Raw genomic sequence first — 23,029 nt, 5'->3', positions numbered from 1 at the left:
ACTTGTCATAAGAAGGGTCTAATAGGTAAGCTTTTTATCCTCACTACTATGTAAAAGTCTATTTTACCTTATTGTTCCAACTTTTTGTAGTCTAATCTGACTATTCCTTTTTGATAATTCTATATTATTGCTGTGATCATCATTTATTTAAAAATCGCCATAATTCATTTATTAGCATTATTCGATCATTGTTTCCGTTTAAAAGAATTCAAAAGACCACCTAAGAAATCAAATTAGATGGTCTACTTGAATACATATAGAAAAATGTGTACATTTATAGTTAATTTCTTTCTGCTTTTAAATTACTCGACAATATCGCAAGGAAGTGTAACTCTCTCCTTCTACATTGCCGTATGTATCTTGTTCCTTCTTAAAAATAAATCCTTTCGCTTCATAGAATGGGATTCCTTTTTGATTACCTTTCGCTACTGACACCCATTGCTCACTTGCAGCGAACTCTTCCTTCTGCTGTTTTGTGAGAACATCTAATAATTTTGTACCAATGCCTTCATTCCGCCTATCCGGATTGATGTATAAAACAAACACTTCGCTAGCGGTATCATTTATCATGCCACCACCAATGGCACCGACTACTTCATCATTATCAATGGCAACAAAATAGCCTCCCCATTCTCTACTTGTTTCCGTAACTTCCTTGTGAATTCTTTCCCGATTATAAAACGTTGAAATAATTCTAGTAATATATTCTTTTGAACTGAGATCTTCATATGTTCCCCAGTAGCCATCCCTGCATACCTTTGCAATTCCTTCGACATCTTTCGGTTCCGCTTTTCTAACTTTAATCATAATCTCACCCCCTATTTTTTATGTTAAATCCATTATCTCAAAGGTCAGAAATCTATATATTATATCCTCTAGATCTTCAATAATCGCCTCTACTACTCTATAATTTCTTATCATCATTTTCTTGGTCAAGATGCACTATCAGATTATAAATCTCTTTTCTAGATTTCTCTATATGATGTATCTTTCTAAAGGTAAATAATGAAGGGAAGGACGCAACTAGATATTTAATATTTAATTCGTTATAATTTTGAATGATAATCTTTTGCATATAATTCTCTTTTGGCAGTATACCTTATGAATAAAAAAATATCCAATAGCGTTTATTTATCCCCGAATCTGCAACTCACTATGCCTATCTCGCTTTTTATATTTTCATATTTCTCTCCATTATAGGATTATGAGTTTGCAGCCATTTTTCCGTGATACTTATCATCCAGTCTCCCATTACATTTAAAAAGTTTATGATTACTTCTGAATTAGTTATTGGGTTAACCGCATACTCCAGTGCTTGTTTCATTTCAGATTGTTTGCTTGGAAAGTGTTCAGAAAATAGTTTATATGCTGGGTACAAATCCCTTGTGTATTTGTTTTCTTCCACTAAAACCAAGGCTAGTCCTGCCCTAATTATAATTTTCATAATCCACCTGCAGCAATCCACTACATCTTCAACATCTTCGTTCCCAGAAAGTTCTTCTTTTGCCTGTTGAATTTGACTTTTTAAATTGACAAGATGTTCATTGGCAAGTGTTTTGTCTGCTTTATAGTTAGGTAAAAAATCCCTTATATCTTCTCCATAAACACAAATACTATGAGTTTTTATCATAAATGGTATTATCGAAAAGTTAGTAGTCTCTAAAATATCTTCAATAAAATAAAAACTAAGTTCAACACCATCAACTGCTTTAAAGTTTTCATTTAAGACTTCTTCTGCTCTATCAACCCAATTTAAGTCAATGGAATCAATATTTTTATTGGTAATAGCTATTGTATCCAAATCTGATACATTATCTATTCCTAACCCACGAGGAATAGAACCTCTAATATACACACTATGTAAATGTTCTCCTAAATGAGATACATATGTTGCTACCGCCGCTTCTATAATACATTTAAATTCTGGCTTTATGGCATTTATAGTCGAATCATTTATGATATTGCCTCTTGAATCTGTCCGACAAATACGCCCAATATTTTTAATTTCTATCAATAATCTCTCCTTTTAAAAAAATTCATGATTCTTCCAATTAAATTATGATACTATCATATTAACAGATTTTTCTAAACTCATGAACTAGGAGTATTGCTTATGAAAATTATCATATTAGGATCTACTGGATTTTTAGGATCTTCCTTATTTGCACTTGCCTCATCCATACCTGATTTTTCCGTTTACGGGACTTCTCGTTTTGCAAATGCCCATTCACATATTTTACAACTGGACACGAATAACAAACATCAAGTAACCCAACTAATGAACCATATTAATCCTGATGTTGTTATTTGGTCTTTGATGGATGGAGAAAATGAGAAGCAGCTTATTGAAATTGGCCTCCACAATATATTAACTGTCATTTCTCCAAAAACAAAATTAATATATTTGTCAACAGATGCAGTTTTTGTGGACGGCAAAGGTAACTATTCTGAAACAGATCTACCAGGATTTCTACCTAGTGGAGCACCATTATCTACATATATAAATGCCAAACACATTGGGGAAGATTTACTCCTTACAAATCACACAAACCATCTAATTATTCGGACAGGTCCTATTTATGGCAAAGATGCTAATCAAGAGATTGAAGCTAGAACAAAACGACTCGTTCATGAAATTAAAATACATGGATATGCGCATGCCCCTGCCAACACATTCAAAACTTTTGTTCATATTGATGATTTATCAAACGCAATAATCGAAATCATCAATATGAATTTAACAGGAATTTTACACTTTGGTCCAATACAAAAGGAAAGCTATTATTCTTTTTATGGCAAAAGATTATTGCAACTTGGATTTGCAACTACAAATCTTCTGCCCTTTTCCATTAACAAGTACGAAAAACCTTTTCATGCTTTTGATACTTCTTTAAATACTAAAAAAGCCACTAGCTTACTTAGAACTAACTTTCGCAATGTTGATGAGCCAGGCGGTATAAAAAAGATCATAGAAACAAATAATTATGAATCACGATGGAAATAAATAGAAAAATCCCCAATACAGAAGAGAATATAAATATCATGCTCACAATTATAAAATTACAAGGAAAAGAATCGTGGGAAAAAGAACAATGATTTTGTGATTGAAAAGGAAAATAATTCCCTTCCATTATAACAAGGCTACATGCTCTTTTTTATCCTAAATGCAAACCAAAATGAAATTAACGGTACAATCACTAATAATCGAAACCAATTATTCGCTCCTAAAAAATAAAGGGCAGGCACAAAAAAGAGAATTCCACTAATTAAAACAATTTTCCAAGATCGACACCGTAATCCTATTAGGAAGAATAAGAAGGCGCCACCAGTTAATAACCAGAAAAGTTGACCGAACCAATAGACATTCAATAGGCTGCCTCCTAAATATTTTAATTTCAAATGTATGATATTGCATATTACCAGTTCGAAAGGTTCTATTGTATTTCAACTAAAGCTATAAATGAAAAAAATAGCAATTATACATTTAAGACAATGGTTGTTCAAAATATGCATTTAGAGAAAAAGAAGAATTATTTTTTATAAGATTGTTATGCATATAACACTATTTCCCTTTATATGAAAATTACATCAGCTCGATAGAATTGGGTAAATGCTCCTTACCCTCTTTTTCCAACTGTATATTTCCAAAATAATAACAAAAGCTAATCATAATACAATATTTATAGGAGAAAATTTTTATTATGAGAACCCCTTTTTTATTATTACTTCTTTTCACATCTTTACATCCTGTGGTAGATGTAACCACCATATCAGAAGGCATTCCTCCAAAGGTAAACTCTGCATTAACAGAGTCTGCTTTTTTAAGATTTCTCAGTCCAACCATACTTGAAATCATGGAGAAGCATGGCGATAACCAGCTTTATATGAATGAAAAAAAAGGAGTCGATTACTTTTAACGAACATGAAGATTCGTATGATGTCACATTACATGTAGTTGGGTTTGAAGGAGCCCATAATCCTCCTTATAATTTCATTCGAATGGTCATTCGTATCCCGGGGAGGAAAAATATAACTGGTTATTATGATGTCGTCTCCTATAAGAAGCATTTGGTTGATAATGCGGATTACAAAGAATAATTATAGATTAGCCATTCTCCCTATTCCTTATCTTCACTTTGCTAATAAACTCCATTAATTTTTCTACTAGAATATTATCAATCATCATCCAGTTAGGTCGCTAGCAGTAATTTAAAGGTTTCTTAAGTTTCATACCTGGGATGTCTTAAAGTGGATTATCTTTCTCGATATGCTTCATACCAATGATATGGTTGTACTTCTGTTAATGTCTTAAAAATAATTTCATTGCCAGGATTCGTAATAGCTACTTTCACATCTGATCCCCAATAAAAAAGCCTTTCCTGGCATATTCCACATGGCGTGAGGATTGTAAAAGCAGCTTTTTCATTTTCCCTCACTACACAAATGGAATGGGTAATTCGGACAGCAAGTTTATGTGCTTCTAGTACAGCACCTGTTTCTATACATAATTCTGTAGAAGCATTAATAATTTCAGGAGCAACACTAGTCAATATTTCACCTTCATTTGTATACATAGCAGCAGCGCCTCCCCAACCTACTGGATACCTTTTTTCTATTAACGCTACTGCTTCTTCATATAGTCTTTTCTCTATATTCATTCTGTACCTCCTAAGTATCTGAATCTATTTTTGTAAAAATTATATTAACAGCGCAATTCATTTCGAAAAATTCTGTTAAAAACAGTTTATCATATAGTGTAATAACGGAAAATCAAATAGTTCCATTAATGCGCAGAAAACCTAAAAAAGCAGTAATACACCTTAATACAGATAAAACGCTTGAAAAAAATTCAAGCGTTTTGTCATCTTGCTATTTTTCGTTGTAAATTAAAGCATTCGATAGCTTAAGTGAAAATACTCTTACTCTTTTTACCTTAACAAATTCTGATACCTTTATGTATAAAGCATTTCAAAGTATGACTTCTTACTAAGGGTAAGCCTATATAGAGCAATAAAATAAAAGTTACTTTATTTAATCTCCTTTAAGATTAGTTTTCCAACTTTTTTGCAGTTTCCGAATATAAACGATTTGTCCAATGTGGTATGCATTATGAGTGGTCAAATTGCTTAGAACCTCCCACCACTTTGCCGTCTCCGGGAACCCAATTACATCATTATCAACCTTTTCTTGTGTCAGTAGGTCTTGCCATTGAAGCAGAACAGCTAAAAGAGACTTTTTTAAATCAGCAAACGTTATATTTTCTGGAATAACAAAGCTTTCATTATTATCATTTATAGGGGCAACAGCATTGACATGAGATTCTTTGTATCTTGTTTGCCAAGTTTCATTCCAGTAAAGAAGATGTTGTACAATTTCTGCAATACTGTTGCTTTCATCATTAGGTTTCCAAAACGCTTCTTCCTCTGTTAAATTTACAACAGATTCCGAAAACGATACGTACCAGCTAGGATCATTCGCATTTGCTAACAATTGATCCTGCAAAACGTCTTTCGCGCGAGACATAACTAATCACACTCCTTCTGATTATAGATAACTATTTCGACGACCTTCTGAAAACTCCTGTATATTACATTATTATATATTTTTTTCCTGCTTCACTGCGGAAGACAAATCGCTATTACTTACAAATCTGTGAAACATAGTCAAAAAGGAATACACTAATTCATCTTAATAGAATGTACATTAAGGATCACTGGCTTTTTTGACAAACAGAACAAATACAGAACGGCAGCTTAATATATAAAACCCTCTATTTAGAGGGTTTGACCATTATCTATAGTAAATACTTGTCCGGTTATAGATTTTTGAATTAGTTGAAAAACTATTGCTTCAGCTATATCTTCTGGTGTGGAAATTCTTTGTAGTGGTAATTTGCCTGCAAGTTGATACATCTTCTCTTCATTACCAGCCCACCACCTTGTTTCAACTGCTCCAGGAGAAATGCTATTAACTCTTATGGAAGGTGCCAATGCGATAGCCAATGACCTTGTCATCGTATGTATAGCAGATTTTGTTGCTGCATATGGGATAGACGAACCTATACCAGTCATTCCTGCTACACTCCCCATATTTACAATTACTCCAGAATGTTGTTTTTTCATAAAAGGGACAACGGCTTTTATGCAATGGAACATTCCCTTCACATTTACACTGAAAAGAGAATCCCATATTTCATCTGTTAATGCATCTAAGTTATCCATAGCTATTTGCGCTGTGATACTCGCATTATTTACTAATCCATCTATAGATCCAAAAGTTTGAACAGTTTGGGATACTAATTCCTTTACTTCCTTTTCGTTTGCTACATTTGCTTTATAAGCAATAGCTATCCCGCCATTTTGTTTTATTTCATTAACAACTTTATGAGCTTCCTTTTCAGATTGGTTGTAATTTATCACTACTTTTGCACCTTCAGAAGCTAGTTTTACAGCTGTAGCTCTTCCTACTCCAGTTCCAGCCCCGGTAATGATTACTACTTTATTCATTAATTCCATTTCCGTATCATCCTTACTTATTTTTATTTGTACTATTACATTATGCTTTAATTAAAATGAGGAGTATAATACAGAATAATGAATTAGGTATCATTTTAAATGATACCAGAGAGAAGGCGAAACTATTGGAAAGTCATGAATTAAAGATTTTCAAACATGTTGCAGAATTGCAATCAGTATCAAAAGCAGCCGAAAAATTAGGATATGTACAACCAAACGTTAGTCAACGAATAAAAAATTTAGAAAATGAACTAGGCGTGCGATTATTTATGCGAAATAATCGGGGAGTAACATTGACTGAAGAAGGGGAAAAATTATTAGATTATACAAATGAAATTCTACAATTGATAGACGAAGCTAAAACAGCTATTAATCCTAATAAGTGGAGAGAATCATTAAAAATAGGAGCTTCTCAAACAATTTCTGCCGTTAAGATTCCTTCCTTACTTTCTGCATTTTTAAAAGAATCTAATAATCTAGATGTGAAAGTAAGAACAAGTAATAATTTGATGTTAGAAGAAATGCTTTTCTATGGTGAAGTGGATGGTATATTTGTAAATAATAGTAGTAAAAATACATCTGATTGCGAGATTGTTTATAGTTACTTAGAGAAAATTATACTAATTTCCCCTATACTTAACCCCTTTCATATTAATTCTAATCAGACGTTGATAGTTAATAGTGATAGAAATTGCATATATAGAAAACAATTATTGGAGTGGTCCAAAGAAAGCAATTTTCATAGTTCTCACATCATTGAATTTGATTCTCTCGAGTCTATTATTCAAGCAGTTTACGATGGATTGGGTATCAGCATAATACCTGCAGATATTGCAGAAACTCGAAAAGGTACCAAGGAAATCATATTTACAGAACTACCTAAAAAGATAAAAATAGACTTTTTAATCAAAAACAAAAAACAGCAAACACCAGGTTTTAAAAAATTTATTCGCTTTTTGCGAGAAAATAATGAACGAAAATAAAATAGATTATTTTAGGTGGTTTATTGATTTATCTAACTAATTCTTAGATGCTGCTACTTTTAACTTCTAAAGTGTATATTCAGGCCGAACAATATATTACAACTCTCTTTAATTTTGAAAGATATAAGCAACAGCTAAATGTTTTATAATATTTAAAAAGAGAATCTCTCACTTTTATTAAGTAGGAGATTCTGCTTTATATATTCCTTTTATCAATTTCTTTCCATCTTTAATATTTTTCTTTTATACTTTCTGGTATTATTTGATTTTTGTTCAGCTTTGTTAGTAAATAAATTCATAAAAAAAGCATTAATCCTTCTAGAATCAATCCCCCACATTTTTACTAGTTATTTGTTTCTTAATTCACATTAGTACCTATTCTACACCTGTAGATTATGCACCCAAACCAGTTATCTAAAATCAGTATTTTCGGAAAAATCAAGCTGCATCCCTATCCGTTTCAGCATTTATGAATTATTATAGTGGTATGACACAATAAAGGAGAGAATAATGACTACTATACAAAAGATAAATCAAATCGGAGTACCAGTTAAAGACATTAATAGAGCAGTAAAGTTTTACAAGGCTCTTGATCTTCCCTTACTTTTTTCAACAGATACAATGGCATTTTTCGATTGTAATGGAACAAGAATTCTACTCAGTTTACCTGAAAAAGAAGAGTTTGCTCATCCAAGTTCTGTCCTTTACTTTCAAGTAGAAAACATAAAGGAAACCTATGAAAAATTTACAAATGAGGAAATATCCTTTGTCGACGAACCACATATTGTGGCAAAGATGAGTGGAATGGAAACTTGGATGACTTTCTTTAAAGATACAGAAGGCAATACGCATGCATTTATTAGTGAAGTGGAATCTAAATAAATTTTCTTCAATGGGTACCTTATGATTTTATGGTATCCATTATTCTTTTATAAAAAAGTTTTTTATTAGCTAAACTGTCCCTTTTGTGACATAGAGCAGTCCTCTCCTTGTTTAAGGAAAGGATGCAAAACTTTGTTGAATATATAAATTACTTCCAAGTTTCATCTAGTTTATCTGAATAGAAATTTATAGCTCTTTTATAACTTAGTAATTCAGTGTCATTTGTCGTATTAATTAAACACTTTAGTATCAGCTCCATCGCTTTACTATGTTCTTTTAAATTGTATAAGGTCATGGAATAAAATACTTGAATTGCATGATTATCTGGGAATAATTCCATTCCTTTTAAGAATACATCTTTTGAATTTTCATATTCTCCTAAAGCTCTATATGTACTCCCTAATCCCAATATTGCACCTTCCATATCCTTAGAAGGTAATCCTATTTTTATAGCATTTTCGTAATATGGCACTGCCTTTTCTTCTTCTCCCAATATATCAAAGCTCCAGGCATATTGATAATTATATATAGCATCCTCTGGGAAATCCCTTACCAATTCACCAATCAGTTCGTTAGATTCTTTGAACTTTCCATTTTTCCGTAGATCTATAGCTTTATTAAGTTTGATATTCATTACATACAACTCCAATGTTTTTTCCTCTACGTCTTTTATCCTAACGCAGTTCTATTAGTAATTCTATTTGAATCAGAAAATTCCTTCCTTCGGCTACACCATTTGTTCTATGAAGAAAAATAAACTAAAATAGAGTATTCAACAAGAAAAATCATTCTAAGGAGTACTTGAAATGACCTTTATTGAAAGAGAAAAATGGATATTGCTTGATGGTAATTCTAGTATTAAGAGAACTAGGTCTCAAATAGATCCACTTCCCACCTTTAAGAAGGATTAATGAGAAGAAATATTGATCTAATTTATGTGGGTTAGAAGAATGTACTACGGATGTGTTTAGACCTGGAAAAGGAAAAAATATCATTACATTCGTTTATGATATAGAAAATCTACTAAAATTCGGAAAATAGAACTTTTTCCTAATGGAATGTTATTTATATTTAACTAAACAAAATTTCAAGTTATATACAACAAAAATTTTAACTTGCATAGAAACTTTTACACCAATAATCATATAGTTTAAGAGCAGATTTTATTTTTTTAAAATGATGTAGATCGTGCTCCATTAATCCTTTTAAGTACTCATAAAGTGTTAGTTTAGATTGATTAATCTGTAATTCAATTAACCAATTATCATCAGATATGTTGCTTAATTGATTGATTAACTCGTATCGAATATGTATGCATTTTTTAAAGGTACTCTCTATATCTTCGGTTCTAGCAATTAATTGCAGATTGAGAGTTTAAATCATCAGCTTTAGGACCTTTGGGCAAATCTTTAGCTGATAATAAATATGGAATTCTGTATTGTAAAACAAATTCATCCTAAGCATAAAAGTGACCTATGATTTCTATAACAGACCATTTTCCTTCTCCAATTGGTTTTCTAAGCAAATTTTCATTAAAATTTGCTAATTTTTGTATAAATCTATAAATTTCTGTTGATGCTCTAAAATTCCTAATTTCTGTTTTAGCAATTGTACCACCCATATATTTATTCGCATTTATTTGCGAGAACCTCGAATAAATATTTCAAAGTCCCAAAATCTTCTTTTGGTAACATTTCATAAAAGAATGGTATTCAAAATAAGGCTCGATTATTGAATAACCGATAAAAATCCTTCTTGAACTTGCCCCTTTAGATGAATATCAACCTTGTTTAATAAATCAATGTTTCTTTAAGAAGTTTAGCATTTCATTGAAAGCTTGTTGGGATGATTTCTCATTAAATTTTATAGAGTATGGGTCGCTAAATCCGTGATGTCCAAAATATTTATGTACTTCTATATTCTTTTTATCTAAATTTAAAATTAACTCATCCACATTAAATGATTGCTCCTCTTGAGGAAAGAATAAAATTATAGGACATAGTGGTACTATTTTCGTGAAATTCCTTATTCTCGAACCATAGTACCCCACAACCCCATCAAGACAATCTTCCTCGCTGCACAACCAAGCAATCGTTGCCCCTACACTAAATCCAATAATATATATTTTTTGATATTTATTTTTAACACCTGCTAATAAATTCTTTATTTTATCTGCAGCATCGGAGAATCCTACAGTCTCCATAAAATTGTGATAGGCAATTTTCTCCTCAGAATAATTAAATGGTTGTTCCCGTTCTAATAAGTTTGGGCAGATTACATCAAAATCCTGATTTGATAAAATATCACAAAAATTCTTTATATGTTGATTAATGCCATAGATTTCATGTATGACAATAATTAAATTATCTGATATTCTCAGTATTTGAAGCATCTTTATTCCTCCACAAAGGTAATCTACAATTATATAACCAATAGAGATTAAATCATTTCTTATTCAACTATCCTCCCTCAATAAATAAACACTTATCTCTTAATGCGCAGCTATTCTCACTATTACTATATAACTGGGTTATTAAGGTTCTCGGAAACCATACAGAGCAACAAATGTTACAAATAGACTAGTTAATATCATTGAAATACTAAAAACAAATAATAAAATTCTATACTTATTCCTTTCTGCGAAAATAGCAAACAAGAAACCTATAATATTGTATAGATTTAGTAAAATAATAAAGGGATATCCCTTAGTTCCAAAAGATAAAGCGGTAAGAAGCTTTTCATCATTTTGTAACAACGAAATAAACAGAAGTAATCCTAATAATGTGGAAATTACAGACAAAATCGAAAAGAATTTTCTCATTTTCCTCCTCCAAATATTTTCTCTTTATGACTAAAAGTAAATTTTTTACATAGGTTATATTTAGTATATCATACTGCCATTATTTCCAAAGACACTATGTTTGCTTCTATTTGATCTAACTCTGCGGTAAGTTCTTCCGCCAGTGGTTTTTAATGAAAAAATGATTGAAAGTCTGAGTTTTTCTTTTGTTGTAAATATAATTAGAATATATGCCAGTAAGATATTCAAACTCAACAGTTAACTATCTCTATCCCTCACATAAGTCTCGTCAAATGGTCTTTCTTAAATTTGTTCAAAAGTTTTGATGTGTTTTTCTAAATAAACATTCATTGGTTCCATTTTTAATTTAAATTTATCAAAGGCTCTGTCATCTGTTGATCAAACATCATTCTTCTTGCAGATTTAAGCAATTGCAGGGAGTGAATTAGCCAAATTGGTGAATTTATCAGCCAAAACTAGAAGCTTATCAGCCAAACTTTGATTTTATCAGCCAAAACTGGGGGCTTATCAGCCAAACTTCATTTTTATCAGCCAAAACTAGGAGCTTATCAGCCAAACTTCATTTTTATCAGCCAAAGCTAGGGGCTTATCAGCCAAACTTCATTTTTATCAGCCAAAGCTAGGGGCTTATCAGCCAAACTTCATTTTTATCAGCCAAAACTAGGAGCTTATCAGCCAAACTTCATTTTTATCAGCCAAAGCTAGGGGCTTATCAGCCAAACTTCATTTTTATCAGCCAAAGCTAGGGGCTTATCAGCCAAACTACATTTATCCTTAAACTTATTTCTTCCACACCTCGTTATTACTATATAAATCTCACTTCAGCTTTAGTGTTTACATAGTTTTACGCTAATAATCTATGTTGCCATTTACTAGTAAACACCATTAAAAGGAGATGATATAAGTATGTTTACTATTAGAGAAATGAATAGATCAGATATAGCTTCCATCCGGAAAATTGCTGTTGTCACTTGGAAAAATACATATAGTGAAATCATTCTAGAAGAAATACAAGCGAAAGTTTTAAATGATGCCTATTCAGATGTTGAAATGGAGAAACGTCTTAACTCTTCTTTAACGCTTGTTGCAGAAAATAACGATAAAATTACAGGATATGCATTTTTTCAGGAGAGTACTCTTTCGTTAATGGTTTATAAAGGAAATCCTAATTTATCATTTTATGAAAAGGAAGGATTTAGAGTTATCAAGGAAAATGCTGGAGATTTCTATGGAATTCAATGATTTTTACTGTAATGACGAAAGTTTTAAAAAATCATAGTGCTTAGTAGGTTAAGAGGAGAAAATTCCCGAGTATTCCTAAACTTTGGGCAAGACTTTCTAGTATTTTCACATATTTTCTTTCGTTTTTGCTTTAGATAAAAAAAATAATGCTACAACTGCCAAAATAGTTATAGAATTATACGCATCACCTGATTTAAAAAGCTAGTATTAGCTATCCAGAAAATGGTAATAAACCCCATCTTCATTTGATTATATTGTATAATACAATTACTACGACAAATGAATGGAGTGCTTTAAATGACTAAAAATGGATGGTTGTCGCTACTTATGGTAGGTATTTGTATTATATTATCCTTATTTCTCAGCACCAAAAACGCAGGAATTTTCTTCTTGCTATTCCCTATTTTATCTCTTTCGGGCATTATCTTTGCTATTTTTTCGAAAAAATGGAGCAATATTATTCTTGGAGTGCTTTTAAATGGGGCAGCAGGTGTGTTTTTTACATTATTAGCATTCGCAGTAGGATTTGGTGAGGCTTAAAATCCACATCTCATGTTGGCTCCAATATTCTTTGGTTCGATGGAGCAAAAATCATTATCGTGCATTTAATGGGATATGCATGATAATGTTTTTTTGCAATAATTTCCCCTCCTTTCTTATTTAACTGGAAACCCCCTTCCAAAAAACTTCCCACAAAGCTTCTAGCTTATCATCTACTCTTTTTTCCGAATGAAAATAAACTATTTCTACCATAATAGCCATGATGATCCCTGTGAATGCTAGGTTAAAAGTGTTTGTATCTTTTACATGAATTTGGCTATGTTTGATCCATTTGCTGCTTTTTTGGCCAATTAGTTCTTCTTGAAATTGCTCTGCTTCAAAAACCTCTCTTTGGATGACATCATATAAATGTAAGGGTGGGAAAAATCCCATTCTTAGCCAAAACTTCAACATTTCATTTTCTTGGAACAATTCTTTTGTGTATAGTAAATATTCGTAAAGAAAAGTTTCGGGATTATGACTGTCTTTTTTTTCAAAAAAATACGCTTTGCGTTTTATCTCTTCTGCTTTTGCTTCCCTTAATACTTCAAGAAATAATTCATCTTTCCCTTTAAAATGAGAATAAATAGAAGCTTTCTTTATCCCAGCTTCCTCAGCAATTTCTGAAAGAGAGGCTCCTTCAAAGCCATTTTGCAAAAAGAACTTAATTGCCGCTTTTTTTATTTCTTCTTTTTTCATCGGACTCTCTCCTTTACGAGATTAGTTTTAAACCTACAGCTGCAACAAGTATCATCGATATAAATAAAATTCTTTTGCCATCCTTTGGTTCTCCATATACAAACATCCCTAATAGAGCAGAACCAACTGTACCAATTCCTGTCCATACACCATATGCCGTTCCCATTGATATAGTTTTCATTGCATAAGATAACAAGGCAAAGCTGCACATAAACCCAATGATTAAATAAAGGAAAGCATCCCACTTTTTCATCGTTAATCTTTTAATATTTATAACGCCAATTATCTCACAACAACCTGCTGCAATTAAAGCTAACCATGCCATCTATTCAAGCCTCCTCTTGATTTGCTGCTTCATCTGTTACTATTTTCAAACCAATTACCCCAATTAGTAATACAAGCATCAATATTATTTTTGCTATGTTAATTGGTTCATTAAATAAAACTATTTCTGCGATCACTGTTCCAGCAGTTCCCAATCCTGTAAATACAGCGTAAACTGTTCCAATTGGCAAATATCTTGTCGTATATATCATTAGATAAAAACTAATAGCAATTGCGAAAATGGTTCCACTCCATTCCCAAAGATTTGATGCATGTTTTAAGCCTGAAACCCATGCCACCTCGACGATTCCAGCACTAAAAACCATCATCCAATATTTATTCAAATTAATTACCTCCCCTATATAACTACCAACCGTTCGGTAGTTTATTTTGTCACACAATAGCATCCACGTCAAGAAAGAAACTTGTCTTTAGGGAAGATTTTGTTGAATGATAAATTGCGAAAGTGGATTAACATAAAAGGAAGATCATTGGAAGATAACGCTAAAATGGGTTTTAGATTATATCTCAATCATAAATTCAAGTGGAAAGATCTATTTGTTATTCCAAACAAAAAAGAGAAATTATGTGTGCTAATTTCTCTTTGCAGGTTTTCGTTTTTAGTATGACGTCATTATCTTATCTAATTCACTTACTAATAATTTTTTCATTGCAGATAGTTCTTCAGCATTTGGTTTCACATTCTCAGCATACATTTGGTCTCTAGGTGTCCACCATACTGGGTGGGTTGGATTAGGTTCTTGTTCGCTCCTTGGGAATATGTGCCAGTGCATGTGAGAATCACCATTTCCTAAAAGCTCATAATTTAATTTGATAGGCTTAAATGCTTTATATACTGCTTCTGATACCCTACTCATTTCGACAAGAAACTTTTCTTTAAAATCACTATCCAACTCATGCAACTCATTTTTATGTTCTTTACAAAGGAATAATGTATAGCCCTTAAAATATTGATGATCACCAATAACGATATAACCTGTTTCCAGTTCTTTGACGAAATACTTATTGGTTCCTTTTTTAATCATTTCTATCCGATTGCATATTAAACAATCTTCCACTAAAGTTACCTCCGTTAATTTACAAATATTCAATAGTTATCTAAGAATTGATGAGAAAACTTATTTCTAATTGGAATAATTGCTTTCTCTTCCAGTGAATATAAATTTTATTTAGCTACGCCCTTTTTTAATGGTATATAATAAGGTACCTACCAGCATTCCTAAAGCAGCTCCTGCTCCGTAGCTGCCTATTGCTATAAATACATGCCCTGAAATCATTGCAAATGTACCTAATAAAGAACCAGCTAATAATCCAAAAATCATTCCATATATTAAATAGTTTTCCAATTTGGGATGTTTATTCCCTTTGTTAGTAGGCATTTTTGTCCCCTTTGTTAGTAGGCATTTTGTCCCCTTTGTCAATCGGCATTTTCTTCTGGAATTGAGGTATCTGGCTATTTTTTTGTATTTATTAGGAAGTATGAGCTCCCGCCCGTCATAATGCCTCCTACAACAGTGAGTGCTGTACCAATCATTACCCAATTTGCGGATAGAAAAGCAGATACGTAAATTCCTGTCATAAGTAGTAGTATGCCAACGATTATCAAGATTGCAACTTTATTCATTTTTTCCCCTATCAGCTAACTTAGTTTCGTTGTTTGAATTCCGTTCAAACGTTATTTTTTATATATTTATACATACGTTTATGGGAGCATTTAGTTTCACTAAGTTTGGATATATTTTTATTAAATAGGAATGTTTCCTTCCCTTAAATTTCTATTTAAAGTATCATAATCCTTCTTTTTAAAAGAAACAGCTATACTAGCCACTCTCCTCGAGTTCGGAAAGAGCATTAATTGTTGACGAAACTTTATTCCTAATGAGGCTATTATTTGGTATACCCAGTTCAATATGAAAAAACAGTCGGAATCTACGCCATCTTTTAAGTGGTTTTTATTATTTATCACAACTAAGTTGTCAATGAGTTCAAATCTCGGTTTCCTTGGAGAAATATTATTAAGTTTGCAGAGCTTCTTTATTGCTAAATTAAAAATATCTGTTTGTTCTTCATTCTCTATCATAAGATATTCTCCTTATGTTAATTGACAATATGAAAGATTTTACTACCTATAACCTTCTTGCAGCTTAACACTGTAATACCGCATAGCTTTAGGAACCCCTTCTAGTTCAAATATCCCTTTTAATACTAATCGGATTAATCGATATTCGAAGTAAATATCTCCGATCCTTTGATTGAGATTTCCAATAATCTCTCCTATTAGCCGCGCAGATTTTATAAAATCTGCATTATTCTGTTCTTTATGTAATAATTTAGCTGTTTTTATTATATAATTATCGTAATAGTCTTCGCCAACACTATCAATTTTCTTATCCGCCCAGATTCTTAAATTTTTATTCTGTTGGGATATCTTCTTCCACTCATTGATGTACTTTAATCGTGCACTCTTTGTAAGTGGCTGTTTCCAGTTATTTTTTTGATAAATGACTTGTAACTCCTCAGATGTAAACTCGCCAGTATGTATTGCATGGACCTCTGCATCCGATTTGGAAGCTATCTCTTTATTGTATTCCAAGGGGTTAATTAAGAAAATATCATTCGTTTTATGTTGTAATAAAGAAAGAACAAAGCGTTGTGCCGTTTGTTCATTAGCATTTTCACCTGCCCAAATGATGATATGCGCCTGTTCTTTGATATTCTTTACTTCTAAAATTGTTTTATGGAATTTTCTCTTATAGCTAAATAAATACTCATCATCATAATTAATATGGTTTATTAACCATTTATGCCTAAGTGCGAATCCTATTTCCTCCTCTATCTTCCATAATGGTCCAAAGGAAAAATCATCTGAAAAATAGATAACCTTTTCCTCTTCTTGCACTCCCATTTCTTTAAGTGCCATTCTTAAACTACCAGCAGCAGATTCACCAAAAACAATGTGTACGACCTTATAATCCTTTTTATTTTCAAGCTTTAGTTGATCAATTTTAGTTTGTAAATAATCTTGATAAGTTTTTCTTAGATTTTTCGCAAGTTCCTCATCTGGCTGTTCTTCCACACTTATTTGTAGCAGAATAAGAAATAACAATGACCTTACTTCTTCTTCACTTGCATTCTCTACGTATTCTTTTAATTTATGAATCATAATTTTTCACCCTTTTGACTTGTTAAAATAATTTTGTATTTTCAGTTACTTCTATTTCTAGCTTCCCTTTTTCATCAACAGATAAGATATTAATTTTAGCTTCTCCATAATACCCCTTTTCAAAATAACCAATAATATACTCTGTTTGTTGATTCCCTTCATTGTCTTCATAGACTAGTTTTAATGCTGCTTCTTCAAAGTTATCGGAAGAATTATCTTTTACACTCACCTGAAATTCTTCTTTTTCTCCTGCCATAATGGTTGGAATTTCAATATCTTTTTTAATATTTTCATAGGTCAAATACAAACCGGATATATCCTTGTTTGCTTGATTTTCGATTTCTATATCAAAACCCTCTCGTGGCAGAAAAAGAACGAGAATTCCGATTACTCCTAGTATAAAAACAGTTGGAACTATTATCCTTTTCATTTATTGGATCCTTTCATTTGGCATCTTTAAACGAGGAACTCATTCCTCGGCATCATTTTGAGTCTGTTTGAATGTACTTTCTATGAAACTTTGTTCATCCTCTGCAGTCATAATGCCAGTTGCTTCCCCAACGTTTCCACCTTGATATTTCCAAAAATAATTATGATCTTTATCAACCGTGCTAAAGTCTCCAACCTTCCATTTTTCCAGAATCCCTAAGAGGTTATCTTTATTGGAAAAACTACTGTTTTTTACAATTTCATAAAGCCGATTTACTCTATCATTTGTCATTTGCACTGCGCCCCACTTATCGGATGCGTACACTTTTTGGTGTGTCATTTTATGCAGAGTTGATATTGCCCGATCTTCGTTCCAATAAGAATAATCAATGCTCTCCTTCCCTGTTTCATCAAGAATCTCTCCTTCTTTAGTTTCTGCCACAAAGGAATCATTATTTGTTTTTACTATAAAATGCTTATATATAACAAGAGATCCCCCCATAATTGCTAGTAATACAACAACTCCGATTGAATAATTCACCCATTTACTACGTTTCTTTTTTCGCTTTTCTGATTCCACTACTTTGACCACCCCCATTGATTCATCAACCTATACTTTTACCTAACAACCTCTTTAGTTTCTATCCGAAATAGACTTTATTATTATCTTTCTATATCAATAATAACATAATATTCCAACTATTGAATTATTTATAAACAAAAGATACATCTAGCTAGAGATAATCATATATTTATCATGTCACTATGCAAAGGAGGAAAAAGGGATGATACTTGCTTAATGTAGCTTATTAAAATCAATGGAAAATTATCAAAATGTACACTATGAGGATCTATTTATTTAACTTTGACTGCAAACTAGGGGTGCATGGACGTTGCAGAAAAACTAGAGGTAACTGTCATTCCCCCACTTGAGCTTACTTTCCTTTCAATTTCTATTGTTTCGTTGCATGATTATTTCAATTTGTCACAAACAAAAATGTAAAAACAATTTGACATATATTAAACTCATGATAAAATTAAAATGTAAAATACTTTTTACATTTTAATAAAGGAGATTGAATGATGAATTGGATAGTTGCTTTATTACTTATTATTTTAGCGATATGTATTCTATTAATTGTAACGAATCTTGTGTCATTACCAAAATTAGGAGATGAAAGAGCAAATTACATTAAAATGAGAGCACAATCATACACCTTTGTAGTTGTAATCGGGATTTTATTGTTAGAGATTATGGAGTCTATCTATGTAACAACTTGGACGAACAGCCATTATGAGGGGATGAAACCATTTAGTTTTCTTGTTACAATTTCAGTTATATATTTAATTTCATTATTATTATCTAAGAGGAAATATGGTGGATAAATGAAAAATCGTATTAGAGAATTAAGAAAATCGGCAAAATTATCTCAAGAAGAATTAGCAAAACTATGTAATGTGACAAGACAAACGATAAATGCAATTGAAAATGATAAATATGATCCCACTTTACAATTAGCATTTAGCTTAGCCGTTGCATTGGCTACAACGGTAGACGACCTTTTTATATACGACACTGTTATAAAATAATGAGGCAGTTAAAAAGAATAAAAACCCAATTCGGGTTTTTATTCTTCTTATGAAAGAAGATAAGTAGAAGTTATGCGCAGACTGATTAAATGTCTTTATTTTCTTCTAAAAAAATTGATAATAACCTTTTACGCAAAGAGATTTTCAACATTATTATATAATTTAAATACCATCACTCGTTCACCTGTGCGAGAGCTTAAGTCTGTATGAAAGCTTTTTACTTCCTCTCCCGTAATGGTTAATATACATTTTTTTAGTTCTTCAACACCTGATTCCACTAATTCGGAGCGTGTTTTCTTAATGGTTAATAGTCCTTCTTTTGTTTCACACACCGTATATTCCGCTGGGGTTAGAATGCCCTGCAAATTCACTATGATCATGTCGCGTAATATATCTGTTTTAACAGATAAGGATCCCCGACCAAGGAAATCCTTTTCCCATTGTGTTATTGCTTTACTTATTTCCGCTTCACAAGCACCTTTTGTTAATTTCATTTTATTATGCATCCCCTATTAAACAGATAAAAACTAATTTTTCTATATTTGCCATCTAAGATGATTTAACACTTGAACATCCTTTATTATTAAAATTAATACAAATCGATTAAAACCTCTTATATAGAAATGAATATATACCATTCTGATTTGCAACACCATCAGCATTAGCATATTTCAACATTTTTAAGCTGTTTTATTTGTATTTATTTCCACAACAGAAGACTTTCCATCTTGATTATTAATCAGTAAACCTCGCACTTTTACCGTTGGTGGCACTAATGGATGATGACAAATCATCTTAACACAATTTTTGATATTGTCACCAGTATTTTGTTTTCCATTTAGCCATTCATTAATCGTTTCACCAGTAAATTCAGGCATGCTATTTTGAAACAGATAATCCAATGTCTGTATTCTTGACTTAAATTGTCCATCTATCGAAATAAAACGATCGGCCTCACTGCTTGTTCCGACAACAAAAATTTCTTCTACTTTTTCCTGAAAGACAGCAATAATAATTGACCTCATTATATCTCCAAAAGGATTGGAGATAACAGGACCAAAGCATTTTATAGTTAGCATGTTTTCAGGCTGTATATTGGTTTCCTCTTTTATAATTGATTCCAATCCATCTCTAACATCCATCAAAAATAATACTTTTTTTGTCTTATCTAAAATCATCTCGAACCCTCCTTTACCAATTCTCCCAATCGCCTTCTGGGCTGACACTTGCTAAGCGAACCCAGCCATTTTGGACTTTTTCTTGAAACGCAGCATTAGTTTGCAATAATCGCTCTACATAATTTTTTGGTGCCTGAATTATAATCAGTAAGCGAAGTGGTGAATGAAATGCAGCTTCATCTGATTGCATAACAGATTGCCACGGTAAGCCCGTTAACAAGTCACTCGCATTCCCCTGCATAACACCAAGACCTGCTGTTACGGTTTGTGTTGCCTTATTGCCACTTCCATAATAATGTGGAGCTACTGTTGATGCGTAATATTCTAGATTTATCCATTGAGTAACCGTTCCTGGACCTGAAATAATATTATCTAAGATTTCTCCGCTTTCATCCTTCTGCCAATTATAGTTATGAAGAAAGACTCTTCCTTCCAAGTCACAGCCATTTGTTAAATCACGTTGACCAATTATAAAAGCTGCATTCCCAGCTAAGCCCCATTCGGGACGGATCACACTCCAATCCTCTGCCAAGCAATAGGCCTCAGACTGAGAATTTTTGCGTTGAGATGGGAAATGCGGTATTTTAGCTAAACGCTCTGTATTTGCCTGTTTGCTTACTTTTGGCAAAATGGCTTTAATCCGACGAAAAGCCTCTTGTGCTGATTTGGAAAGCTCTGGAACATAAATCCAGTCTAATTCATCAACGGTTGTATTATGCTCAGCAGCTGCGAAAACCGTTTCCTTAGGAATGTCTATTCCTTCTAAAGACAATGCTCTTCTTACTTCAGGCAGGTTGCACAAAGTTGCTAAGACTCGCGCGTTGAATCCACCTGAAGCCCCGCCACAGGCACCACAATCAAGAGAAGATGCATAAGGGTTATTAGTACTGTGGCTTCCATGTCCACATATAACAACTAACGGGCTGAAATTCTCTGTTATCCCCATCATTTTTAATGCTTGGCGGGCATAATTAACTTTCTCTTCCTCGGTAAACCCAATTGGTATCCCGTTCTCTGTTTGATGAACATGATTAAGAACCAGTTTTGTATTTGGTTTACGCAGCCAATTTTTGCGTAGATTATGAATGAAGCGATCGGCACTTTTTGGGACAAAACTGCGTGCTGCCATTTGGAGACTTAGCCAAGGACCACTTAATTCTGGTAATAGTAAGTTTGCAAGTAAATTCTGTTTCATCGATTTGAAAGTATCGCTAAAGGAATGAACGGTCTGCTGACGTTGTTGAAAGGCTTTAAGTTCATTCTCATCCGTACTCTCCATGATTTTATGCAATGGCTTTTGCATAATTGGCAAGGATGGGTGACTGTGTTCGCTTCCTAATTTATTCGTAGCTATCGGTACTCCAAAGAAACCAGCCATTCCTATTGTTTCAAATGGTCCCTCTTTTTCAAGCTGACGGCGAAATGGCTCGGAGCGAACATCTATACAGAATACAAATTGTGCTAATGTTGTTGCCTTATCGTTTGTACTGAATTGTTTCGCACTAATTTTTTGACTTAATTGTTCAGCATGTGTTTGCTCCCAAGCTTCCAGCCAGAGTTTTCTGCAAAGCTTCTCATCAAATTTTGCTGCAAATAACAAGTATTCTTGTTGTTGTGCACTAGACAACTGAGACCATTCCTCTAATGACAGACTCCCCCAATGAATCAAAGCTGCTAAAAGACCATCTATGGACTGATTATTTTCGTAGCTTTTCGGAATAAAAGGAAGCTGCGGATTGATAAGCACCCATTCTAAGGAAATTCTTACTGCTAAATATTCGGTTAGCAGGTTATTTTCCTCACTCGATTGTTTAGAACGCCAGAGCATCATTCCTGCCCATCCAGGCAAAGATAGTAAATGTGCTTCAAGATATTTCTGTTTTTCTGGTTCAGGAATAGAAAGAGCATTTAATCCTTTATTCAAGGCTATTTCTGCCTCTTCTGGCCACTTTTTTAAACTTTCACGTTGTTTTTTTGTAAGGGCAGGATCATAACAAATCAGCCGGCGCCAAGAACGATAAAAACCTTCCTCTCGATGTGGCATTGTCCAGGCAGCCTGCGACTCATCAAGATATAATTTACACCACTTAATAACATGGTAATCGAGTATATTGATTAATCTTTCCTTATCTTTACTTTGTAGATGTGAACTGATTGGCTGCACAGACGAATAATGGGCAAAATCTGTATGATGCTTCCTATATTCTTCTGCTTTTTTCTTTAATTCATGAGATGTGAGCAAGCTGGATGGAATGGGTTCCAAATTTAATGCCGCATGGCAAAAACGCTCTGCCACATCTTGTGGGATATTAAAGGGATTTGATGCAAGCCATTGTTTAAAACCTTGTTTAACAAATACCTCTTTAATCTCTCCCTTTTTTTTCGCTGAAAGGATCATAGAGGCACTAGGATAAATATCAACATCACGAGTCTGTTTTAACCAATCTGCCACTTGATCAAAGGTTTGTTTTTCAAGTCCCATCCACGGATGACGGGCTGCGAACGTAGAAATTGGCCAAAGCGGCGCAATTACTTTGCTGGCAGCTTCAATGTAACTACTAATATCGCTTTCTACAAAATTATCTGGTATATTTTTTTATTTGAACTAGCTTTTGTTAATACAGATGTAATACTCATCACAC

Annotated in this window: 30 protein-coding genes and 1 pseudogene; 8 read left to right on the top strand and 23 right to left on the bottom strand. The window is 32.8% G+C overall.

The window, feature by feature from the left end:
* Positions 1–297: 297 nt before the first annotated feature.
* Positions 298–807 (bottom strand): GNAT family N-acetyltransferase, encoded by a 510-nt coding sequence (locus C2I06_RS05155; protein ID WP_095328436.1) that lies wholly within the window; start codon positions 805–807, stop codon positions 298–300.
* Between the two features lie 364 nt (positions 808–1,171).
* Positions 1,172–2,014 carry a nucleotidyltransferase gene (locus C2I06_RS05150; protein WP_123257599.1) on the bottom strand — a complete coding sequence of 281 codons (843 nt, stop codon included), beginning with the start codon at positions 2,012–2,014 and terminating at the stop codon, positions 1,172–1,174.
* Positions 2,015–2,113: 99 nt separating this feature from the next.
* Here C2I06_RS05150 and C2I06_RS05145 point away from each other — a divergent pair, with 99 nt between their 5' ends.
* Entirely contained in the window at positions 2,114–3,004 is an 891-nt protein-coding gene (locus tag C2I06_RS05145) for a sugar nucleotide-binding protein (RefSeq protein WP_123257598.1), read from the top strand.
* 137 nt (positions 3,005–3,141) lie between these two features.
* Here C2I06_RS05145 and C2I06_RS05140 read toward each other — a convergent pair whose 3' ends face one another.
* On the bottom strand, positions 3,142–3,369 hold the full coding sequence (locus C2I06_RS05140) for a hypothetical protein (RefSeq protein ID WP_123257597.1): 228 nt from the start codon (positions 3,367–3,369) through the stop codon (positions 3,142–3,144).
* A gap of 332 nt (positions 3,370–3,701) precedes the next feature.
* Here C2I06_RS05140 and C2I06_RS05135 point away from each other — a divergent pair, with 332 nt between their 5' ends.
* Positions 3,702–3,917: a hypothetical protein gene (locus C2I06_RS05135; protein ID WP_123257596.1), complete on the top strand. Its 216-nt coding sequence runs from the start codon at positions 3,702–3,704 to the stop codon at positions 3,915–3,917.
* Between the two features lie 336 nt (positions 3,918–4,253).
* Here the strand turns inward: C2I06_RS05135 and C2I06_RS05125 are convergent, their stop codons facing one another.
* The 3 genes from C2I06_RS05125 to C2I06_RS05115 form a co-directional block, all read right to left on the bottom strand.
* The gene (locus C2I06_RS05125; protein ID WP_095328432.1) at positions 4,254–4,658 is read right to left on the bottom strand and encodes a cytidine deaminase; all 405 of its coding nucleotides are present in this window, start codon (positions 4,656–4,658) and stop codon (positions 4,254–4,256) included.
* A 373-nt stretch (positions 4,659–5,031) separates the two neighbouring features.
* Positions 5,032–5,523 (bottom strand): DinB family protein, encoded by a 492-nt coding sequence (locus C2I06_RS05120; protein ID WP_095328431.1) that lies wholly within the window; start codon positions 5,521–5,523, stop codon positions 5,032–5,034.
* A gap of 251 nt (positions 5,524–5,774) precedes the next feature.
* A complete protein-coding gene (locus C2I06_RS05115) occupies positions 5,775–6,515 on the bottom strand; it encodes an SDR family NAD(P)-dependent oxidoreductase (RefSeq protein ID WP_095328430.1) in 741 nt (246 codons plus the stop codon).
* 125 nt (positions 6,516–6,640) lie between these two features.
* Between C2I06_RS05115 and C2I06_RS05110 the strand changes: the two genes are divergently transcribed.
* Together C2I06_RS05110 and C2I06_RS05105 are read left to right on the top strand one after the other, a co-directional pair.
* Entirely contained in the window at positions 6,641–7,498 is an 858-nt protein-coding gene (locus tag C2I06_RS05110) for a LysR family transcriptional regulator (RefSeq protein ID WP_123257594.1), read from the top strand.
* Positions 7,499–8,008: 510 nt separating this feature from the next.
* Positions 8,009–8,380, top strand: coding sequence for a VOC family protein (locus C2I06_RS05105; RefSeq protein ID WP_123257593.1), 372 nt, complete (start codon positions 8,009–8,011; stop codon positions 8,378–8,380).
* Between the two features lie 148 nt (positions 8,381–8,528).
* On the opposite strand, the gene C2I06_RS05100 is transcribed toward C2I06_RS05105, so the two are convergent.
* The 4 genes from C2I06_RS05100 to C2I06_RS05090 form a co-directional block, all read right to left on the bottom strand.
* A complete protein-coding gene (locus C2I06_RS05100; RefSeq protein ID WP_123257592.1) occupies positions 8,529–9,014 on the bottom strand; it encodes a tetratricopeptide repeat protein in 486 nt (161 codons plus the stop codon).
* Between the two features lie 822 nt (positions 9,015–9,836).
* Positions 9,837–10,001: a hypothetical protein gene (locus C2I06_RS24885; protein WP_163188531.1), complete on the bottom strand. Its 165-nt coding sequence runs from the start codon at positions 9,999–10,001 to the stop codon at positions 9,837–9,839.
* A 177-nt stretch (positions 10,002–10,178) separates the two neighbouring features.
* On the bottom strand, positions 10,179–10,772 hold the full coding sequence (locus C2I06_RS05095) for a dienelactone hydrolase family protein (RefSeq protein WP_123257591.1): 594 nt from the start codon (positions 10,770–10,772) through the stop codon (positions 10,179–10,181).
* A gap of 141 nt (positions 10,773–10,913) precedes the next feature.
* Positions 10,914–11,201: a hypothetical protein gene (locus tag C2I06_RS05090; RefSeq protein WP_123257590.1), complete on the bottom strand. Its 288-nt coding sequence runs from the start codon at positions 11,199–11,201 to the stop codon at positions 10,914–10,916.
* 906 nt (positions 11,202–12,107) lie between these two features.
* On the opposite strand from C2I06_RS05090, the gene C2I06_RS05085 reads away from it, so the two are divergent.
* Together C2I06_RS05085 and C2I06_RS05080 are read left to right on the top strand one after the other, a co-directional pair.
* Positions 12,108–12,443 carry a GNAT family N-acetyltransferase gene (locus tag C2I06_RS05085; RefSeq protein WP_095328423.1) on the top strand — a complete coding sequence of 112 codons (336 nt, stop codon included), beginning with the start codon at positions 12,108–12,110 and terminating at the stop codon, positions 12,441–12,443.
* Between the two features lie 297 nt (positions 12,444–12,740).
* Entirely contained in the window at positions 12,741–12,983 is a 243-nt protein-coding gene (locus tag C2I06_RS05080; RefSeq protein ID WP_123257589.1) for a hypothetical protein, read from the top strand.
* A 120-nt stretch (positions 12,984–13,103) separates the two neighbouring features.
* On the opposite strand, the gene C2I06_RS05075 is transcribed toward C2I06_RS05080, so the two are convergent.
* The 10 genes from C2I06_RS05075 to C2I06_RS05030 form a co-directional block, all read right to left on the bottom strand.
* The gene (locus C2I06_RS05075; protein WP_095328421.1) at positions 13,104–13,682 is read right to left on the bottom strand and encodes a TetR/AcrR family transcriptional regulator; all 579 of its coding nucleotides are present in this window, start codon (positions 13,680–13,682) and stop codon (positions 13,104–13,106) included.
* 13 nt (positions 13,683–13,695) lie between these two features.
* The gene (locus tag C2I06_RS05070) at positions 13,696–14,007 is read right to left on the bottom strand and encodes a DMT family transporter (RefSeq protein WP_095328420.1); all 312 of its coding nucleotides are present in this window, start codon (positions 14,005–14,007) and stop codon (positions 13,696–13,698) included.
* Positions 14,008–14,011: 4 nt separating this feature from the next.
* Positions 14,012–14,350 (bottom strand): DMT family transporter, encoded by a 339-nt coding sequence (locus C2I06_RS05065; protein ID WP_095328419.1) that lies wholly within the window; start codon positions 14,348–14,350, stop codon positions 14,012–14,014.
* Positions 14,351–14,626: 276 nt separating this feature from the next.
* Complete coding sequence (locus C2I06_RS05055; protein ID WP_235850188.1) at positions 14,627–15,085, bottom strand: HIT family protein; 459 nt, start codon at positions 15,083–15,085, stop codon at positions 14,627–14,629.
* 111 nt (positions 15,086–15,196) lie between these two features.
* Positions 15,197–15,406 carry a hypothetical protein gene (locus C2I06_RS05050; RefSeq protein WP_095328417.1) on the bottom strand — a complete coding sequence of 70 codons (210 nt, stop codon included), beginning with the start codon at positions 15,404–15,406 and terminating at the stop codon, positions 15,197–15,199.
* Positions 15,407–15,480: 74 nt separating this feature from the next.
* On the bottom strand, positions 15,481–15,651 hold the full coding sequence (locus C2I06_RS24880; protein ID WP_164463628.1) for a hypothetical protein: 171 nt from the start codon (positions 15,649–15,651) through the stop codon (positions 15,481–15,483).
* 120 nt (positions 15,652–15,771) lie between these two features.
* Positions 15,772–16,107 (bottom strand): hypothetical protein, encoded by a 336-nt coding sequence (locus C2I06_RS05045; protein WP_123257588.1) that lies wholly within the window; start codon positions 16,105–16,107, stop codon positions 15,772–15,774.
* A 42-nt stretch (positions 16,108–16,149) separates the two neighbouring features.
* Entirely contained in the window at positions 16,150–17,190 is a 1,041-nt protein-coding gene (locus tag C2I06_RS05040) for a DUF1835 domain-containing protein (RefSeq protein ID WP_095328415.1), read from the bottom strand.
* Positions 17,191–17,212: 22 nt separating this feature from the next.
* Positions 17,213–17,620 (bottom strand): hypothetical protein, encoded by a 408-nt coding sequence (locus C2I06_RS25450; protein WP_235850187.1) that lies wholly within the window; start codon positions 17,618–17,620, stop codon positions 17,213–17,215.
* A 39-nt stretch (positions 17,621–17,659) separates the two neighbouring features.
* On the bottom strand, positions 17,660–18,217 hold the full coding sequence (locus tag C2I06_RS05030) for a DUF6241 domain-containing protein (protein ID WP_123257587.1): 558 nt from the start codon (positions 18,215–18,217) through the stop codon (positions 17,660–17,662).
* A 482-nt stretch (positions 18,218–18,699) separates the two neighbouring features.
* Here C2I06_RS05030 and C2I06_RS05025 point away from each other — a divergent pair, with 482 nt between their 5' ends.
* Positions 18,700–19,005 carry a DUF2178 domain-containing protein gene (locus C2I06_RS05025; protein ID WP_123257586.1) on the top strand — a complete coding sequence of 102 codons (306 nt, stop codon included), beginning with the start codon at positions 18,700–18,702 and terminating at the stop codon, positions 19,003–19,005.
* Positions 19,006–19,209: a helix-turn-helix transcriptional regulator gene (locus C2I06_RS05020; RefSeq protein WP_095328412.1), complete on the top strand. Its 204-nt coding sequence runs from the start codon at positions 19,006–19,008 to the stop codon at positions 19,207–19,209.
* Positions 19,210–19,337: 128 nt separating this feature from the next.
* Here C2I06_RS05020 and C2I06_RS05015 read toward each other — a convergent pair whose 3' ends face one another.
* The 3 genes and pseudogenes from C2I06_RS05015 to C2I06_RS05005 form a co-directional block, all read right to left on the bottom strand.
* On the bottom strand, positions 19,338–19,703 hold the full coding sequence (locus C2I06_RS05015; RefSeq protein ID WP_047940244.1) for a Na-translocating system protein MpsC family protein: 366 nt from the start codon (positions 19,701–19,703) through the stop codon (positions 19,338–19,340).
* 186 nt (positions 19,704–19,889) lie between these two features.
* Positions 19,890–20,387, bottom strand: coding sequence for a carbonic anhydrase (locus C2I06_RS05010; RefSeq protein WP_095328411.1), 498 nt, complete (start codon positions 20,385–20,387; stop codon positions 19,890–19,892).
* Positions 20,388–20,400: 13 nt separating this feature from the next.
* A pseudogene (locus tag C2I06_RS05005) lies at positions 20,401–23,024 on the bottom strand (DUF2309 domain-containing protein).
* Between the last annotated feature and the right edge of the window lie 5 nt (positions 23,025–23,029).

The organism is Niallia circulans (assembly GCF_003726095.1).
Taxonomy (GTDB): domain Bacteria; phylum Bacillota; class Bacilli; order Bacillales; family Cytobacillaceae; genus Niallia; species Niallia circulans_A.
This window is presented reverse-complemented; position numbering and strand designations above follow the sequence as displayed.

Bases quoted from the DNA above. Each gene is read 5' to 3' on its own strand.
- C2I06_RS05145 (WP_123257598.1), top strand. From the start codon at position 2,114: ATGAAAATTATCATATTAGGATCTACTGGATTTTTAGGATCTTCCTTA.
- C2I06_RS05090 (WP_123257590.1), bottom strand. From the start codon at position 11,201: ATGAGAAAATTCTTTTCGATTTTGTCTGTAATTTCCACATTATTAGGA.
- C2I06_RS05010 (WP_095328411.1), bottom strand. From the start codon at position 20,387: ATGATTTTAGATAAGACAAAAAAAGTATTATTTTTGATGGATGTTAGA.
- C2I06_RS05025 (WP_123257586.1), top strand. From the start codon at position 18,700: ATGATGAATTGGATAGTTGCTTTATTACTTATTATTTTAGCGATATGT.
- C2I06_RS05095 (WP_123257591.1), bottom strand. From the start codon at position 10,772: ATGCTTCAAATACTGAGAATATCAGATAATTTAATTATTGTCATACAT.
- C2I06_RS05045 (WP_123257588.1), bottom strand. From the start codon at position 16,107: ATGATAGAGAATGAAGAACAAACAGATATTTTTAATTTAGCAATAAAG.
- C2I06_RS05100 (WP_123257592.1), bottom strand. From the start codon at position 9,014: ATGAATATCAAACTTAATAAAGCTATAGATCTACGGAAAAATGGAAAG.
- C2I06_RS05120 (WP_095328431.1), bottom strand. From the start codon at position 5,523: ATGTCTCGCGCGAAAGACGTTTTGCAGGATCAATTGTTAGCAAATGCG.
- C2I06_RS05125 (WP_095328432.1), bottom strand. From the start codon at position 4,658: ATGAATATAGAGAAAAGACTATATGAAGAAGCAGTAGCGTTAATAGAA.
- C2I06_RS05030 (WP_123257587.1), bottom strand. From the start codon at position 18,217: ATGGGGGTGGTCAAAGTAGTGGAATCAGAAAAGCGAAAAAAGAAACGT.
- C2I06_RS05080 (WP_123257589.1), top strand. From the start codon at position 12,741: ATGACTAAAAATGGATGGTTGTCGCTACTTATGGTAGGTATTTGTATT.
- C2I06_RS05155 (WP_095328436.1), bottom strand. From the start codon at position 807: ATGATTAAAGTTAGAAAAGCGGAACCGAAAGATGTCGAAGGAATTGCA.
- C2I06_RS05115 (WP_095328430.1), bottom strand. From the start codon at position 6,515: ATGGAATTAATGAATAAAGTAGTAATCATTACCGGGGCTGGAACTGGA.
- C2I06_RS05040 (WP_095328415.1), bottom strand. From the start codon at position 17,190: ATGATTCATAAATTAAAAGAATACGTAGAGAATGCAAGTGAAGAAGAA.
- C2I06_RS05105 (WP_123257593.1), top strand. From the start codon at position 8,009: ATGACTACTATACAAAAGATAAATCAAATCGGAGTACCAGTTAAAGAC.
- C2I06_RS05070 (WP_095328420.1), bottom strand. From the start codon at position 14,007: ATGGCATGGTTAGCTTTAATTGCAGCAGGTTGTTGTGAGATAATTGGC.
- C2I06_RS05050 (WP_095328417.1), bottom strand. From the start codon at position 15,406: ATGCCTACTAACAAAGGGAATAAACATCCCAAATTGGAAAACTATTTA.
- C2I06_RS24885 (WP_163188531.1), bottom strand. From the start codon at position 10,001: ATGGGTGGTACAATTGCTAAAACAGAAATTAGGAATTTTAGAGCATCA.
- C2I06_RS05020 (WP_095328412.1), top strand. From the start codon at position 19,006: ATGAAAAATCGTATTAGAGAATTAAGAAAATCGGCAAAATTATCTCAA.
- C2I06_RS05075 (WP_095328421.1), bottom strand. From the start codon at position 13,682: ATGAAAAAAGAAGAAATAAAAAAAGCGGCAATTAAGTTCTTTTTGCAA.
- C2I06_RS05085 (WP_095328423.1), top strand. From the start codon at position 12,108: ATGTTTACTATTAGAGAAATGAATAGATCAGATATAGCTTCCATCCGG.
- C2I06_RS05135 (WP_123257596.1), top strand. From the start codon at position 3,702: ATGAGAACCCCTTTTTTATTATTACTTCTTTTCACATCTTTACATCCT.
- C2I06_RS05015 (WP_047940244.1), bottom strand. From the start codon at position 19,703: ATGAAATTAACAAAAGGTGCTTGTGAAGCGGAAATAAGTAAAGCAATA.
- C2I06_RS25450 (WP_235850187.1), bottom strand. From the start codon at position 17,620: ATGAAAAGGATAATAGTTCCAACTGTTTTTATACTAGGAGTAATCGGA.
- C2I06_RS24880 (WP_164463628.1), bottom strand. From the start codon at position 15,651: ATGAATAAAGTTGCAATCTTGATAATCGTTGGCATACTACTACTTATG.